This window comes from Nonomuraea sp. NPDC049269, assembly GCF_043197155.1.
Classification (GTDB): domain Bacteria; phylum Actinomycetota; class Actinomycetes; order Streptosporangiales; family Streptosporangiaceae; genus Nonomuraea.
Map to the genome: position 1 here is coordinate 422,567 of NZ_JBICSO010000010.1, position 14,214 is coordinate 436,780.

Annotated in this window: 12 protein-coding genes; 4 read left to right on the forward strand and 8 right to left on the reverse strand. The window is 69.9% G+C overall.

Features of this window, described 5'->3' with window-relative positions; genetic code table 11:
* Positions 1-10 precede the first annotated feature (10 nt).
* From ACGFNP_RS48345 to boxC, 3 genes are read right to left on the reverse strand one after another with little or no spacing between them, the layout of a single operon-like run.
* Complete coding sequence (locus ACGFNP_RS48345; RefSeq protein ID WP_393329857.1) at positions 11-988, reverse strand: NAD(P)/FAD-dependent oxidoreductase; 978 nt, start codon at positions 986-988, stop codon at positions 11-13.
* Positions 981-2,537, reverse strand: a complete 1,557-nt coding sequence (locus ACGFNP_RS48350) for a benzoate-CoA ligase family protein (RefSeq protein WP_393329859.1) — start codon at positions 2,535-2,537, stop codon at positions 981-983. Before ACGFNP_RS48350 ends, ACGFNP_RS48345 begins: the two co-directional genes overlap by 8 nt.
* A 3-nt stretch (positions 2,538-2,540) precedes the next feature.
* A complete protein-coding gene (gene boxC / locus ACGFNP_RS48355; protein WP_393329861.1) occupies positions 2,541-4,223 on the reverse strand; it encodes a 2,3-epoxybenzoyl-CoA dihydrolase in 1,683 nt (560 codons plus the stop codon).
* A 161-nt stretch (positions 4,224-4,384) separates the two neighbouring features.
* Here boxC and ACGFNP_RS48360 point away from each other — a divergent pair, with 161 nt between their 5' ends.
* Positions 4,385-5,266, forward strand: a complete 882-nt coding sequence (locus ACGFNP_RS48360; protein ID WP_358327524.1) for a PaaX family transcriptional regulator C-terminal domain-containing protein — start codon at positions 4,385-4,387, stop codon at positions 5,264-5,266.
* Here the strand turns inward: ACGFNP_RS48360 and boxB are convergent.
* From boxB to ACGFNP_RS48385, 5 genes are all read right to left on the reverse strand, one after another.
* Positions 5,263-6,741, reverse strand: a complete 1,479-nt coding sequence (boxB, locus tag ACGFNP_RS48365) for a benzoyl-CoA 2,3-epoxidase subunit BoxB (RefSeq protein ID WP_393329863.1) — start codon at positions 6,739-6,741, stop codon at positions 5,263-5,265. The two genes, ACGFNP_RS48360 and boxB, sit on opposite strands and share 4 nt — an antisense overlap.
* 2 nt (positions 6,742-6,743) lie before the next feature.
* Positions 6,744-8,291 (reverse strand): phenylacetic acid degradation bifunctional protein PaaZ, encoded by a 1,548-nt coding sequence (gene paaZ, locus ACGFNP_RS48370; RefSeq protein WP_358327528.1) that lies wholly within the window; start codon positions 8,289-8,291, stop codon positions 6,744-6,746.
* Positions 8,291-9,175: a 3-hydroxyacyl-CoA dehydrogenase family protein gene (locus ACGFNP_RS48375; protein WP_358327530.1), complete on the reverse strand. Its 885-nt coding sequence runs from the start codon at positions 9,173-9,175 to the stop codon at positions 8,291-8,293. The genes paaZ and ACGFNP_RS48375 overlap by 1 nt, the downstream gene beginning before the upstream one ends.
* Positions 9,176-9,319: 144 nt before the next feature.
* Complete coding sequence (locus tag ACGFNP_RS48380) at positions 9,320-9,457, reverse strand: hypothetical protein (protein ID WP_358327532.1); 138 nt, start codon at positions 9,455-9,457, stop codon at positions 9,320-9,322.
* Position 9,458: 1 nt separating this feature from the next.
* Entirely contained in the window at positions 9,459-10,019 is a 561-nt protein-coding gene (locus tag ACGFNP_RS48385; RefSeq protein ID WP_393329866.1) for a hypothetical protein, read from the reverse strand.
* Positions 10,020-10,236: 217 nt separating this feature from the next.
* Here ACGFNP_RS48385 and ACGFNP_RS48390 point away from each other — a divergent pair, with 217 nt between their 5' ends.
* From ACGFNP_RS48390 to ACGFNP_RS48400, 3 genes are all read left to right on the forward strand, one after another.
* A complete protein-coding gene (locus ACGFNP_RS48390; protein WP_358327536.1) occupies positions 10,237-10,845 on the forward strand; it encodes a TetR/AcrR family transcriptional regulator in 609 nt (202 codons plus the stop codon).
* A gap of 406 nt (positions 10,846-11,251) precedes the next feature.
* Entirely contained in the window at positions 11,252-12,088 is an 837-nt protein-coding gene (locus ACGFNP_RS48395; RefSeq protein WP_393329868.1) for an LLM class flavin-dependent oxidoreductase, read from the forward strand.
* A 311-nt stretch (positions 12,089-12,399) separates the two neighbouring features.
* Positions 12,400-13,797, forward strand: coding sequence for an MFS transporter (locus ACGFNP_RS48400; RefSeq protein ID WP_393329870.1), 1,398 nt, complete (start codon positions 12,400-12,402; stop codon positions 13,795-13,797).
* Positions 13,798-14,214: the final 417 nt, after the last annotated feature.

Below are 14,214 nucleotides of genomic sequence, written 5' to 3' on the forward strand. Positions count from 1 at the left end.
AGACTCCTGATCAGACGGGGGCGGGTTGGTCGGTGGAGTGCCCCGGGAAGAGCTGGGCGCCGGGATCGAGGTACACGGCGGCGTTGTTGACGGCCGTCGCCACCTCGCCGAAGCCGGTCGCGATCAGGCGGACCTTTCCGTCGTAGTCGGCGATGTCGCCGGCGGCGAAGATACCGGGCACGTTGGTGCGCATCGCCGAGTCGACGACGAGGTGGCGGTTGTCGTGCAGGTCGAGCCCCCATTCGCGGAGCGGGCCGAGGTTGGCGACGAAGCCCAGTGCGGCGACGAGCCGCTGGCACGGGAGGGTCTGCCCGGTGCTCAGCTCGATCCGTTCCAGCCGGTCACCGCCGGTGGTGGCGGTGACCTGCGCGTTGGTGATGATCTCGACCGGCGAGGCGGTGAGCTGCGCCATCGAGCCCTGGTGGGCGCGGAAGGCGGCGCGGCGGTGCACCAGCGTGACGCTCCGCGCGACGGGATGGAGCATCAGGACCCAGTCCACGGCGCTGTCGCCACCGCCGACGACGACCACGTCCCGGCCCGCGTACTCCGCACTGTCGGGGACGAAATAGGCCAGGCCCCTGCCGAGGAACTCCTCCCCGGCCGGGAGCGGCCGGGGCGTGAAGGTGCCGATGCCCCCGGTCACGATGACGGCCCCGGCGCTGATGTCGGTTCCGGTGCTGGTCTTCACCTGGAGCCGGCCTTGGGGGGAGCGTTCGAGCCGTTGCGCCTCCTGGCCGAGCAGGTATGCCGGCTCGTACGGCGCCGCCTGCTCGACCAGGTTGGCGATGAGTCGCCGGCCGGAGACGGAGGGGAACCCGGCGATGTCGTAGATCTGTTTCTCCGGATACATGGCGGCGACCTGCCCGCCGACCTGGCTCAGCGAGTCGACGACCGCCGTGCGCAGGCCGCGCGCCCCGGCGTAGTAGGCGCCGAAGAGGCCGACGGGCCCCGCCCCGACGACCAGCACGTCGACGTCGAGATCACTCATGGGCTGCCCCCTCCGCGAGGAGCTCGCGGATCTTGAAGCGCTGGATCTTGCCGGTCGCGGTCTTGGGCAGCCGGTCGAGGAAGACCACCTGCCTGGGGCGTTTGAACGCGGCCAGACCATCGCGGCACCACTGGATGAGCTCCTCGGCGGTGACCTCACCCCGGGCGACGACGCAGGCGACCGGTTTGTCCAGCCCGTGCTCGTCGGCCAGACCGACCACGGCGGCCTCCTCCACCCGAGGGTGCTCCAGCAGGCGGCTCTCGACCTCCACGGGCGAGACCCAGATGCCGCCCGCCTTGAGCTGGTCGTTGCTGCGGCCCAGGCACGTGTAGTAGCCGTCCGGCGAGCGTACGTAGGTGTCGCCGGTGTTGAGCCACTCCCCCGCGAACACGGTGCGGCTGGCCCCGGTCCGCCGCCAGTAGCCCAGGGCGATGGACTCGCCCTTCACGTGCAGGGAACCGGGCTGCCCGTCGGGCATCGGCGACCCGTCCACGTCGCGGATCTCGATGTCGTAGCCGGGTACCGGGCGGCCCGTGGTGCCGGGGCGGATGTCGCCGGGCCGGTTGGACAGGAAGATGTGCAGCGCCTCGGTGGATCCGATGCCGTCGATGATCTCCACGCCGAAGCGCCCGGTGAATCTCTCCTGGAGCGGAGCGGGCAGGGCCTCCCCCGCCGAAGCGCCCCGCCGTACCGACGTGAAGGTGTCCTCCGGCAGGTCGGCGGCGAGCAGCGTGGCGTAGAAGGTGGGGACGCCGAAGAACAACGTCGGGTGGTCGGCGGCCATGCGCTCGGCGATCACGGCGGGGGCGGGGCGGCGGGGCTCCAGCACCGTCGCGGCTCCGGCGGAGAGGGGGAAGAACATGGAGTTGCCGATGCCGTAGGCGAAGAAGAGCTTGGCGACGGAGAAGCAGACGTCGTCCGGTTCGATGCCGAGCACCAGGTCGCCGTAGGTCTCGCAGACGTGCCGGATGTTGGCGTGGCGGTGCATCGCGCCCTTGGGGGCGCCGGTGGTGCCGGAGGTGTAGAGCCACAGCGCCCAGGAGTCCTCCACGGTGGTGGCTGGGTCACGCGACTCACCGGCGCCTGCCTTGAGCAGCTCCGCCCAGATCAGTGAGGTGATTCCGGCGGGGGCCGGCAGCGCCGCGTCGCCGTCACACACCAGATGGCGCACCTCGGGCGCCATGGTGAGGGCGTCACTGACCTGGGGCCCGTACTCGGCGCTCGCCACCACCACACTCGCGCCCGAGTCGGTGATGATCGTGCCGAGTTCCTTGGCGCTCAGCATGGTGGAGACCGGAACGGCGACGAACCCGCCGCAGAAGGCCGCGAGAATGCCGGCGAACATGGGCACGTCGTCGTTGGCGACGAACACGACCCGGTCGTCGCGGCGCAGCCCGAGTCCGCGCAGGGCCGCGGTGACGGCTCCGACCAGCTCCGACAGTTCGGCGTAGGTGAGCGTGGCCCCGCCACGTCGCACCGCCACCCGCTCCCCACGGCCCTCCCGCACGTGGCGGTGGACGAGCCACGTACCGGCGTTGAACATGGTCATGCTTCACACCCGCCCGAGGTCGTAGTCGCCCTTGCGGCCGCTGCCGTAGCGGCGCAGGGCACCGTCGGGACCGGAGGCGTTCGGGCGGATGAAGATCCAGTTCTGCCAGGCGGTGAGCCGTCCGAAGATCTTGGTTTCCAGGGTCTCCGGGCCGACGAAGCGGTGGTTGGCCTCCATGCCGGTCAGCGCGTCGGGCGACAGCGAGGCGCGTTCCTCCAGGACGATGCGCAGCTCTTCCTCGAAGTCGATGTCATCCAGGGCCATGGTGACCAGGCCGAGCTCCTGCGCGGCGGCGGCGTCCAGGGGTTCGCCGAGCCTGGCGCGGACGGCGGCGAGGTCCTCGTCGTGGCCCCAGAAGCGGGACTCCACCCGGGACAGGCCGTTGCCCATCGGGTAGTCGCCGTCGTTGGACGGGGTGAGGACGACGGTGGCAGGCTCCGCGTCGTCGTCGCGGTCCTCGTAGACGCCCGCCAGCATGTACTGCCGGTCGGCGGCCAGCGCCAGCTCGGCCAGCAACCCGGCGAAGGAGGTGCCCGGCTCTATGACGGCGATGAGGCTGCGGCTGGTGACGTCGAGGCGCTTGAGCGTGCGCTTGTAGTAGTGGCGGACCTCGTTGACGAACCAGTCGTCCACCGTACGGAGCTGCGCGTCGTAGGCCAGGACACGCTCGGGGTCCCCCGCGGCGCGCAGCACCCAGATGCCGAGATCCAGCTCGTTGGTGCGCAGGTGCAGGATGAGGTCGTCCAGCGCGCGGGTCACGGCGAGCGGCCAGTAGTCGCAGCCCTGGGCGGCGGGCTCGGCGGGTGGTGCGTCGTGGGGGCCGGAGACGGTGATCTCGACGCGGTGGTTCGCCCGGTCGATCCTCGCGGACACGTAGGGATAGGCGATGGCGTCGCCGTCATCCTTGCGGTCGAGCGGCGTCAGGCTCACGCCCGTGGCGTCCGACGGCCGCTTGGACGTCGCCGCAGCCTCCTGAGCGCGTCTGGCCACCTCACCGTTCAGGGCGTTGCGCGGCACAGCGGCGTCGACCAGGCCCCACTCGACCGCGATGCGGCCGCGGTAGCCCTCGGACTTGGTGGCGAACAGGTCTGCGCGGTCCTTGCGCACGTGCCGCTTGTCCACGACGCGGGTCAGGCCACCGGTGCCGGGGAGTACGCCGAGCAGCGGCACCTCGGGCAGGGAGACGGCCGAGGACCCGTCGTCGATGAGGACGATCTGGTCGCAGGCGAGCGCGAGCTCGTAGCCACCGCCGGCGGCGGTGCCGTTGAGCGCGGCGATCCAGGTCTGGCCGGAGTGCGCGGTGGCGTCCTCGATGCCGTTGCGGGTCTCGTTGGTGAACTTGCAGAAGTTCACCTTCCAGGCGTGCGTGGACTGGGCGAGCATGCGGATGTTGGCCCCCGCGCAGAACATCCGGTCCAGGCCGCCGGTCATGACGACAGCCTTCACCTCCGGGTGCTCGAAGCGGAGCCGCTGGACGAGGTCGTACAGCTCGATGTCGACACCGAGGTCGTAGGAGTTCATCTTCAGCTCGTAGCCCGGGACGAGGCCCCCGTGCTCGTCGACGCACAACGTGACGGTGGCCACCGCCCCGTCCACCTCGAGCTTCCAGTGGCGGTAGCGGTCCGGGGAGGTGGCGAAGCGGACCACCGGCGGAGCCGGATGCGCGGTTTCAGCGGTGACAGTCAATGTGTGCTCCGTTGAACGAGAGGATGCTCTCAATACTCCACGTTTTCAAAACGTGTCGTCAAGAGTTTGTAGTTTTTGCTGGATCGTCTGGCGTTCCCGTGTCCGCATGCCCGACCTGGCAGAATGCGCGTCATCGACGCGTCGAATGACAGGAGGGCCACGTGACCCCGCGCGAACCGCGCACGGACATCGGTCAGGCGGCGGAGCCCGCCGGGCACGAGCCCGGGAAGACCTCGGCCAGCGCCCGCTCGCTGCTGCTGACGGTTCTCGGTGAGTTCGTCCTGCCGCGCCGGGGCGAGGTCTGGACGGGCACGTTGATCGACGCGCTCGGCGCCCTCGGCGTCGAGGAGAAGTCCGCGCGCCAGGCCCTGTCGCGCACCTGCGCCGAAGGCCTGCTGGCCTCGGTGCGGCACGGCCGCAAGGTGCGCTGGAACCTCACCGAGGCCGGCGAACGGCTGCTGCGCGAGGGCACCGAGCGGATCTACGGCTTCATGCGCAGGCCGCACGCGTGGGACGGCCGTTGGCTCGTGCTCACCGCCGGCGTGCCGGAGACCCAGCGCCGGCTCCGTCACCGGCTGCGCACCAAGCTCACCTGGCTCGGCCTCGGGTCGCCCTCCCCCACGCTCTGGGTCATTCCCGACGCCTCCAAGGAGGCCGCGGTCCGTGACGTCGTCCGCGAGCTGGACCTCGGCGACCGGGCCCACGCCTGGATCGGCCCGGCGAGCGACATCGGCGACATCACCCAGCTGATCAACGCCGCCTGGGACCTCGACGACGTCGAGAAGCGCTACCTGGACTTCATCGAACGCTTCGAGGGCCGCGTGGTCTCCACCGACCGGGAGGCGTTCGTCCATCAGGTGCTGCTCATCCAGGAATGGCGGCGCTTCCCGTTCCTCGACCCCGACCTGCCCGCCGAGCTGCTCGACCACGACTGGCCGGGGCCCCGGGCGGCGACCGTCTTCCACGACCTGCGCGACCGGTGGCGCAGGCGCGCCCAGGCCGAGTGGGACCTCATGGACTCCGGCGCCGCCACGCGGCACTAGACGAGTCCTTCGTCGGCGAGGTGCACGTAGTCGAACTCGACCGGCTGGTCGTTGATGCCGGTCTTCGGCGGGGCGATCCAGCCGGCGAACTTGCCGTACTCGTACTCGGGCACCATGAGCGCCGCGACCTGCTCGCGGTCCTCGGGCGTGGGCAGCCACTCGGCGGCGCGGGCCTGCCAGGCGGCCTCGTCGACGACATCGCCCTGCGGGGTGACGTGGTGCCCCGCGTACCCGCCGACCTTACGGTTGAAGCCCTCGTGCGGCAGGTACAGCCGCTCCTCCAGCCCGGCGTCCTCCAGCGCCTGGTTCCAGCGGCGCACGCCGTTGGCACAGTCGGCGACGTACTCGTCGCGCAGGTCGAGGTTGAGCGCGCTGAGCATCGGCACGGTCTTGGTCGCGATCCGGCCGTCCTCGATGTAGCGCACCTCGCGGGTCGCGTCGAGGAGCACGTGGTCGTCCTTGCGCCGGGTCTCCATCCAGCGGCCCTTGAGCCCGGAGCTGAAGTAGTTGCCGGCGTTGGTCGACTGCTCGGAGCCGAACAGGTCCATCGAGACCGAGAACTGGAAGTTCAGGTATTTCTGGATGACGTCCAGCGGGATACCGCCGTGCGGGAAGATCTCGGCCGCGCCGTGCTCCTTCATGAGCTCGGCGGTGCGCTCCAGGATCCGCTGCACGCCGGTGGTGCCCACGAACATGTGGTGGGCCTCCTCCTTGAGCATGAACTCACACGTACGGGCGAGGGGGTCGAACGCCGACTCCTTGAGCGTGCCGAGCTGGTACTTGCCGTCGCGGTCGGTGAAGTAGGTGAACATGAAGAACTGCAGCCAGTCGGTGGTCTCCTCGTTGAAAGCGCCGAGGATGCGCGGCGCGTCGAGGTCGCCGGAGTTGCGCTTGAGCAGCTGCTCGGCCTCCTCACGGCCCTCCCTGCCGAAGTAGGCGTGCAGCAGGTAGACCATGGCCCACAGGTGGCGGCCCTCCTCCACGTTGACCTGGAAGAGATTGCGCAGGTCGTAGATGCTGGGCGCGGTGTTGCCGAGGACACGCTGCTGCTCGACCGAGGCCGGCTCGGTGTCACCCTGCACGACGATGAGCCGCATCAGGTCGGCGCGATGCTCGCCGGGCACCTCCTGCCAGGCGGGCTCGCCCTTGTGCTTGCCGAAGTTAACCGTGCGGTCGGGGTCGCGCTCGGCCAGGAAGATGCCCCAGCGGTACTCCTCCATGGGGACGTGCTCGAAGTGCGCCCACCCATCGCGGCCCACGGCGACCGCGGTGCGCAGGTAGACGTCCTTGGTCGGCAGGGCGGGACCGAGCTGCCTCCACCAGTCCAGGAACTTGGGCTGCCAGCTCTCCAGCGCACGCTGCAGGCGGCGGTCGCTCGCCAGGTCGACATTGTTGGGGATGCGCTCACTGTAGTCCACGCGGTTGAGCGGGCCGGAGGGCGCGGGAGCGGCGCCGGTACGGGAGTCGGTGGTCATGGCTACTCCTTGCTGATGATGGTGTCGAGCGTTGCCGGATGGCCCTGGATGGCGGTGCGTTGCAGGTGGGCGTGGACGGCGCGCAGCCCGGCCTCCTCCTCGCCGCCGCCCGCACGGCCGGGCCCTCCGTGAACGAGCTGAGGCATGGGCGTGCCGTGGCCGGTGGACTCGCCCGCGCTGTCGCGGTCGAGCACCAGGATGCGGCCGTGGTAGGCGGCCGCGCCCAGCACCACCTGCCGCACGAAGTCACGGTCGTGTGAGACGACCGAGCCCGCCAGGGAGCCCTCTCCGCGTGCGATCAGCTCGTGAAGCTGTTCGAGGTCGCGATAGGGCAGCAGCGTGCTGACCGGGCCGAACGCCTCCACTTCGTGGGGTTCCGTGCGGCCGGTGTCGTCGGCGCGCAGCAGCAGCGGCGACAGGAACGCGCCGCGCTCGGCGTCGGCTCCGACCACCTCGACCTTGGCCGGGTCGCCCCACACGATCGACCCGGCCGCGGCCAGCCGGGCGACCGCGGCGCGCACGTCGTCACGCTGGGCGAGACCGACGAGCGCACCCATCGTCACGCCTGGGGCGCCGGGCGCGCCCACGACGACCCGGTCGAGCCTGGCCTCGACCGCCTCTGACACCGCGTCGATGAGCTGCTCCGGGACGAACGCGCGCCGGATGGCGGTGCACTTCTGTCCGGCTTTGACGGTCATCTCGGTGACCAGGGCATCGGCGAACAGGTCGAACTCCGGCTGCCCGGGGACGGCGTCCGGCCCAAGCACGGAGCAGTTCAGCGAGTCGGCCTCGGCGTTGAAGCGCGCCGAGCGGCGCGTGACCGCCGGGTCGGAGCGCAGCCGCGCAGCCGTGGCGGCCGAGCCGGTGAAGCCGATGTGGTCCTGCCCGCCGAGTAGGTCGAACAGGCCGGGGATGCTCCCCGCGACGAGCTGGATCGCACCCGGCGGGAGCGCATCGGCGATGATCCGCACGGCGTGCGCGGCGATGTACGCGGTCGGGGTGGCCGGTTTGACGATGGTGGGCACCCCGGCCAGGAGCGCGGGCGCGAGCTTCTCCAGCATGCCCCAGACGGGGAAGTTGAACGCGTTGATCTGCAGAGCGATCCCGCGGGGCGTGGTGAGGAGGTGACGGCCGGCGAACGTGCCGCCCTTGCCGAGCGGGATCGGGTCGTCCTCGACGATGAGCGTGTGGTCGGGCAGGTTCTTGCGGGCCAGGCTCGCATAGACGAGGGCGGTGCCGATGCCGCCGTCCACGTCAACGGCGGCGTCACTCCTGGTGGCGCCGGCCCGCGCGGACAGGTCGTACAGCTCCTGCCTGCGTTCCTGCAACGTCTGGGCGACTGCCTTGAGCGCGGCGGCCCGCTGCGGGAAGGTCAGCTCGCCGAGCGCGGCCAAGCCGGTACGGCGGGCGTAGGCCACGACGGCGGCGAGGTCGAGCCCTTCGCCGCTGACCCGGGCCACCAGCTGTCCGGTCACCGCGTCGGCGACGGGGACGCCTTCGCCGCGGCCGGCTCGCCAGGACCCTTCCAGGTAGCTCTGCACCGTGTTCATCATTCGCTCCAGTCGTAGAAGCCCTTGCCGGTCTTGCGTCCCAGGTGGCCCTGCTCAACGAGCCGGATCAGCAGGTCCGGTGGGGTGAAACGGGGACCGAGCTCGCTTTCGAGATAGCGGGCGATCCCCAGTCGCACGTCCAGGCCGACGAGGTCGGTCAGGCGCAGCGGGCCGGTCGGGTGGCCGTAGCCGAGAGTCATGGCGGCGTCGATGTCGGCGGGCGAGGCCACCCCGGACTCGACCATGCGGATCGCCTCCAGACCGAGCAGGACACCGAGCCTGCTGCTGGCGAAGCCGGGAGCGTCCCTGACGATCACGGCCGTCTTGCCGAGCGCCTCGACCCAGGCGACGGCGTGCTTCTGGAGGGCCGGTGCGGTGGCGGTCGCGATGACCACCTCGACGAGTTTGCTCGCCGGGACGGGGTTGAAGAAGTGCAGCCCGAGAAGGCGTTCGGGCCTGCCGAGGGCCTCGGCCAGCGTGTCGAGGGAGATGCTGCTGGTGTTGGAGGCGATGGTCGCGTCGGGCGCGATCGCCTCCTCGACGGCTCGCAGCGTCACGAGCTTGAGATCGAGGTTCTCGGGCACCGCCTCGATGACCAGCCCCACGTCCCGCAGTTCGGCGGGACTGGTGACGATGGCCAGCCGGGTGAGTATCTCGTCGGTGTTCGTGACCAGGCCGCGCCGTGCGCTGTCCGCCATCGCTCGGGCCACCCGGTCACGGGCGCCGGCCGCGGCCTGCTCGTCGCGTTCGACCAGCGTGACCGCGCTTCCGGCCAGCAGCAGGGCGTGGGCGATGCCGGCGCCCATGCGGCCGCCGCCCACCACGCCTGCCAGCCCTGGGAGTGCGGAACTCTCAGGAGGTGCTTCTCGCTTCTCCGTGTACACGCTCCTCAAAATGCCACACTTTTATTGTGATTCGGAAGACTTGTGTAGCAAGTTCTTGTGGAGTGGAGCGGAAGTCGCAGGTCAGCGCCTGCGACGAGCCGAGGTTCGGCTACAGTCACGGACGGCGGCCGCTGTGGAGCAGCCTCAGCATGAGCATTCCCCACTGACGAGCTCGCGCTCGACAATGGCGGCGCTGAGCCCGCCCTGCACCACCCGGTCGGCGACGTTCTCCCCGACCGGGCCGACCTTGAGGACGACGACGTCGTAAGTGTTGCCGTCCATGTCAGTTTCCCTTCGCGGCGCGGCCGAGACGGAAGGCCGAGATGAGGAAGAAGATGCCGCCAGGGATGGCGTAGCCGGCCGCGTTGATCAGCGTCGGGCTGTCCGCGGAGGCGCCGACGATGAACGACGCACCGGCGAGTACGGAGATGCCGCCGCTGATGATCATCGGCCACTGGCCGCCCATCTTGCGGCGGGTGACGCCCACGATCAGCTGGACCAGCCCGGCCACGACCGCCCAGGCGCCCCACACGCGCAGCACCGCCGGGATACCGGATGCGCAGGCGATGGCCACGCCGATGGCGGTGATCAGGCTGACCGCGATGTTCACGTACAGCAGGGCAGGTGATCCGGTGGTGCGCGACGCGCGGGCGTCGATGATGGCGGCGGCCACGTCGAACAGCGGGTAGAGCACGAGCAGAGCGACCGCGAGCGGACCCAGGTTCGAGGCGGTCGTGAACATCACGAGGGCCCAGACGATGGCGAACGCGAACCGGACGAAGTACAGCCGCCGCAGTGCGGACGCGGTCCCGGAAATATCGGGCGAAGCAGCGATAGTGCTCATGATGATCCTTTCGGTGGATGAGCGATGTGGAGAGCGGTTCAGCGCGGCCCGTGGTGGGCCTTCTCCATCAGGTGGGCGACCAGCGATGGCCTGGTCCTGCCTGCTGACCAGGTACCAGGACGGCCCCGAGTAGACCGAACGTTCTGTCGCGGCACAGCATGGCAACCTGCGGCGAAGTCTGTCAAGACCGAACGTTCTATCCGCTAGGGTGGTGGGTATGTCCAGCCAATCCGTAGGTCGGCCGTCCGAAGCGCGGTCCCGGCTGCTCAACACGGCCACCCGGCTCTTCTACGCGGAAGGCATCCACGTCGTCGGCATCGATCGCATCGTCGCCGAAGCGCAGGTGACGCGGGCCACCCTCTACCGGCACTTCCCCGGCAAGGAAGACCTTGTCCTCGCCTACTTGAACGAGGTCGACCAGGCCATGCGGGGTCAGGCGGACGAGGCCGTCGCCGCCGGGCTACCGGCCGCCGACACCATCCGGGCCCTCAGCAACTCCATCGCCCAAAGCATCCAGTCCCCCGGCTTCCGGGGATGCGCCTTCCTCAACGCTGCCGCCGAGTATCCCGACCCCGAGTCCCCAGTGCGCAAGGCCGTGCTCGCCCACCGCCAATGGTTCCTGGAAACCGTCACGGAACTGCTGACGCAGATCCAGGAGACCGGCGCCGAGCCCGCCGCCCGCCACTTCGTGATGATGCGCGACGGCGCCATGGCCGCCGGCTGCCTGTTCGACCCGGCGCTGATCTGCGAGACCTTCCAGCACGGAGTCGAGAGGCTTCTGCAGGTTTATGCCGCCACCGACTACAGCGGACCGGCGGGCGCCTGAAAGCGCGGGCCTCCGCTCAGGAATGAAGCGGTCGAGCCCCTGACGGCGGTTGCCGGCCGGATCCCACGGTGCGGCGGCGGTATTTTCCGCACAGCCGTTCTGGCTGACCTGGTGGGAGACCTCGACGCCGTTGGGGCGCCGCTTGGTGCCGCTGGTGCAGGTCACCAGCGCGGTCGTGCGTTCGTCAGGTTCGGGAGGCCGCCAATCGCTGTCGCCGGTGGCCAGGGGCTCCTCATACCCGATCGTCCGTGACTACCGAGCGAGAGCCAATTGCTGAAATGTGGCTCTTAAACAACTGCCAGTCCCGGCTCCATGGTTGCCGTGGGGTCGAGAGCGCGCCAGGCAGCCGACCTCCACGATCTCGGACCGGCCGCCTCTGCCGGAGTGGCTGGCCGAGGATGACATCGTGAGCGGAGGAGGACTGGTGCAGGCAGCCACCGTCCTCGCCGCCACAACGCGGATCCGCGTCGGCGTGGGACTGCTGCCGGCCGCCGCCCGCAACGTGGCCTTCGCCGCGATGGAGATCGCAAGCCTCGCTCAGCTGCATCCCCACCGCATCGACATCGCCGTCGGCCACGGCATGCCGTCCTGGATGCGCAGCGTCGGCGCATGGCCCAAAAGCCCCCTCACCCTTCTGACCGAGTACATCACCCTCCTGAAGTCCCTGCTGAGCGGCAAACTCGTTCATCACGACGGGCGGTACGTACGCATCGACGGAATGCGACTGCACGAGAGCGCCGCACCGGCGGCAGCCCCTGCGGTCCTGGCCGGCGTGCGCGGCCCCAAGTCCCTGGCCCTGTCCGGTCACGTGGCTGACGGCACGCTCCTCGCGGAACCGGTGACACCCGCCTACGTGCGAGAGGCTCTCCGGCAGATCGCCCCCACCCGCCCTCACCGTCTGGTCGCCTACAACATCGCGGCAGTCGACGACGACGCCTCTGCCGCACTGGCAGTTGTCCGCCCAGCCCTCGAAGTGGTCGGCGAAATGGACTGGCGCCCCCACATCGCCCCGCTGCCCTTCCACGACGATCTTGTCACCCTTCGCTCGCGCTGCGACGGCCCTCAGGAGTTCGCCCACGCCCTGCCAGACGAGTGGGTACGTCAGCTCGCCGTGGCAGGCACGCCGCAGCAGGCGCGGTCCAGGTTGGCGGACTTGTTCGACGCAGGCGTCACCAGCGCCGTCCTCACGCCGGTAGGCACCGACTACCTGGTGTCACTGGATTCGCTGGCGGCGGTCCTGTGAGCGATCCACCAACACCAACTCGTCATATTCCGCGGGCCCCGGCGGCTGGTGAGGACCTGCGCCCGCAGCGGCACCTTGATCTGAACCCTTCCTGAAGCCGCTGGAGGAATTCGTGTCGGCGATGTGGGCGTCGTCTGTGCGGTGACACGCTAGTGGGCGCGTTCACGAGTACGGCCGTGACCTCGGCCACCCACCTGGCCCCCGAGTCAACGATCGTGAAGGAGGGTTGTCATTTACCTCACACTCAGCTAGAACCGGATTTTAGAAATTGCTTCTAGCTTGTTCCCGGCGGTACAGCGGAGGAGAGTGCGATGGCCGAGGTCGTTGCGGAGCGGCGTCGGCGCCTTGGAACGCCGCTGAGCCGGGGAATCAGCGCGAAGGACCTCGCCCCCTACGGGTGGGCGCCCCTGGTGGTTCTGTTCCTGGTCGGGTTGGTCGACCGGATCGAGGCCAACCTCCTGTCCGGAGTGCTGCCGCTGCTCCAGCGAGAGTGGGGAATCAGCGACACGGCCGCCGGGGCCATTCCCACAGCGGCCGCGGCCGCCGCGGCGGCCGTCGCCCTGCCCGCCGGATACCTGGCCGACCGTTACAACCGCACCCGCATCATCGCCATTGTCGTCTTCTGCTGGGGCCTGACGACCCTCGGCTCGGGACTGGCCACCGGGTTCGCCATGTTCTTCGCGATGCGCGTACTCCTCGCGGCGGCGGAGAACATCGACAATCCCGCCTCGGGCAGCCTGCTGGCTGACTACTATCCCCCGCTCACCCGCGCCAAGGCCTACGGTCTGGTGCGCATCACCACCTACCTCGGCGGGATCGGCACCGCGCTCGGCGGCGTGCTGGGCCAGGCCATGGGCTGGCGTGCCACGTTCATGTTCATGGCGATTCCGGGTGTGCTCACGGCTCTGGTCGTCTGGTGGCTCAGGGAGCCGGCGCGCGGCTTCCTCGACCGGGTGATCGCCCATGGCTCCGATCAGCCGCAGCCCGTGCCCGAAGCCGCCGGGCCGCGTCCGGGGCAGGTGACGCATCTCGCCGCCAGGCTGACCGGCCGCCTGCGGTTCGGCAGGCAGTTCCGCGAGGTCCTGAAGATCCCCACCCTCACCATGGTCTGCGTCGGGCTGATGGCACTCACCCTCGGCCTGGCCGGGATCGCGTTCTGGATGCCCAGCCTCATGGTCAGGAACTACGGAGTCAGCGCCGGGGCCGCAGCTTCGCTGTCCGGCATGATCAGCGTCATCGGCGTCGTGGGCGGCACACTCATCGGGGCGTGGCTCGGCCGCCGCATGCACGCCACCCGCAGGGGCGGCAGGCTCCTGGTCGGCGGCACCGGCATCACGCTGGGCTCGCTGGCCCAGGCCGTGGCCCTCTCCATGGATTCGCTGACCTCGCTCGTCGCTCTGCTGCTGGTCTCGTCGCTGCTCTCGGCGACGGCCATCCCCAACATGACCGCCTCCCTCGCCGACGTGGTCGGCGCCGACTCGCGCGGGCTCGGCTTCGCAGTGCTCCAGCTGCTCATCACGGCGGGCGCCGCGTTCGGGCCGCTGCTGGTGGGCATCTCCTCCGACCGCAGCGGGTCGCTGGTGACGGCCATGTACGTCCTGATCGTGCCGATGGTGCTCGGCGGCCTGCTGTGCCTGGCGGCGCGAGGCTTCTTCGAGCGCGACGCCCAACGGGTCCTGGACGCCGCCCGCGAAGAGGTCAGCGACTAACGTGATCGGGGCTGGGAGTGGGATGCTGTCAGTCGTCGCGCTGAAGACGTGGATTCAGCCGCCGCCATGTCCGTTTCCAGAGCCGCCGGACTCATGGCCGCGGCCGGACGCGCTCGAGCCCACCCGCTTCACCCTGAGGGCGCCAATGAGGCCGGGCGTGGTGCCGATCACGCTGGCCCAGACCGTGCGCCCGCCGTCTCCGGCGCCTCCTCACCGACCGACTCCGCGCCGAGGGAGGACCTGGTTGCCCAGCACAACGGCCCAGGCTTTCTTGGAACCGAACCGCAGTGGTTGTCACAGAGGCACGCCTCCGGGGGCGTGCCGACTGCAGTTGAGCGGGTGTCGTGTTTCGGTCCCAGGAAAGGATCAGCTGCGTGTGACGCTTGATGAAGATCCTGCCCTTCTGGGGCGGGGACA

Bases quoted from the DNA above. Each gene is read 5' to 3' on its own strand.
- ACGFNP_RS48345 (WP_393329857.1), bottom strand. From the start codon at position 988: ATGAGTGATCTCGACGTCGACGTGCTGGTCGTCGGGGCGGGGCCCGTC.
- ACGFNP_RS48350 (WP_393329859.1), bottom strand. From the start codon at position 2,537: ATGACCATGTTCAACGCCGGTACGTGGCTCGTCCACCGCCACGTGCGG.
- boxB (WP_393329863.1), bottom strand. From the start codon at position 6,741: ATGACCACCGACTCCCGTACCGGCGCCGCTCCCGCGCCCTCCGGCCCG.
- paaZ (WP_358327528.1), bottom strand. From the start codon at position 8,291: ATGAACACGGTGCAGAGCTACCTGGAAGGGTCCTGGCGAGCCGGCCGC.
- ACGFNP_RS48380 (WP_358327532.1), bottom strand. From the start codon at position 9,457: ATGGACGGCAACACTTACGACGTCGTCGTCCTCAAGGTCGGCCCGGTC.
- ACGFNP_RS48385 (WP_393329866.1), bottom strand. From the start codon at position 10,019: ATGAGCACTATCGCTGCTTCGCCCGATATTTCCGGGACCGCGTCCGCA.
- ACGFNP_RS48390 (WP_358327536.1), top strand. From the start codon at position 10,237: ATGTCCAGCCAATCCGTAGGTCGGCCGTCCGAAGCGCGGTCCCGGCTG.
- ACGFNP_RS48400 (WP_393329870.1), top strand. From the start codon at position 12,400: ATGGCCGAGGTCGTTGCGGAGCGGCGTCGGCGCCTTGGAACGCCGCTG.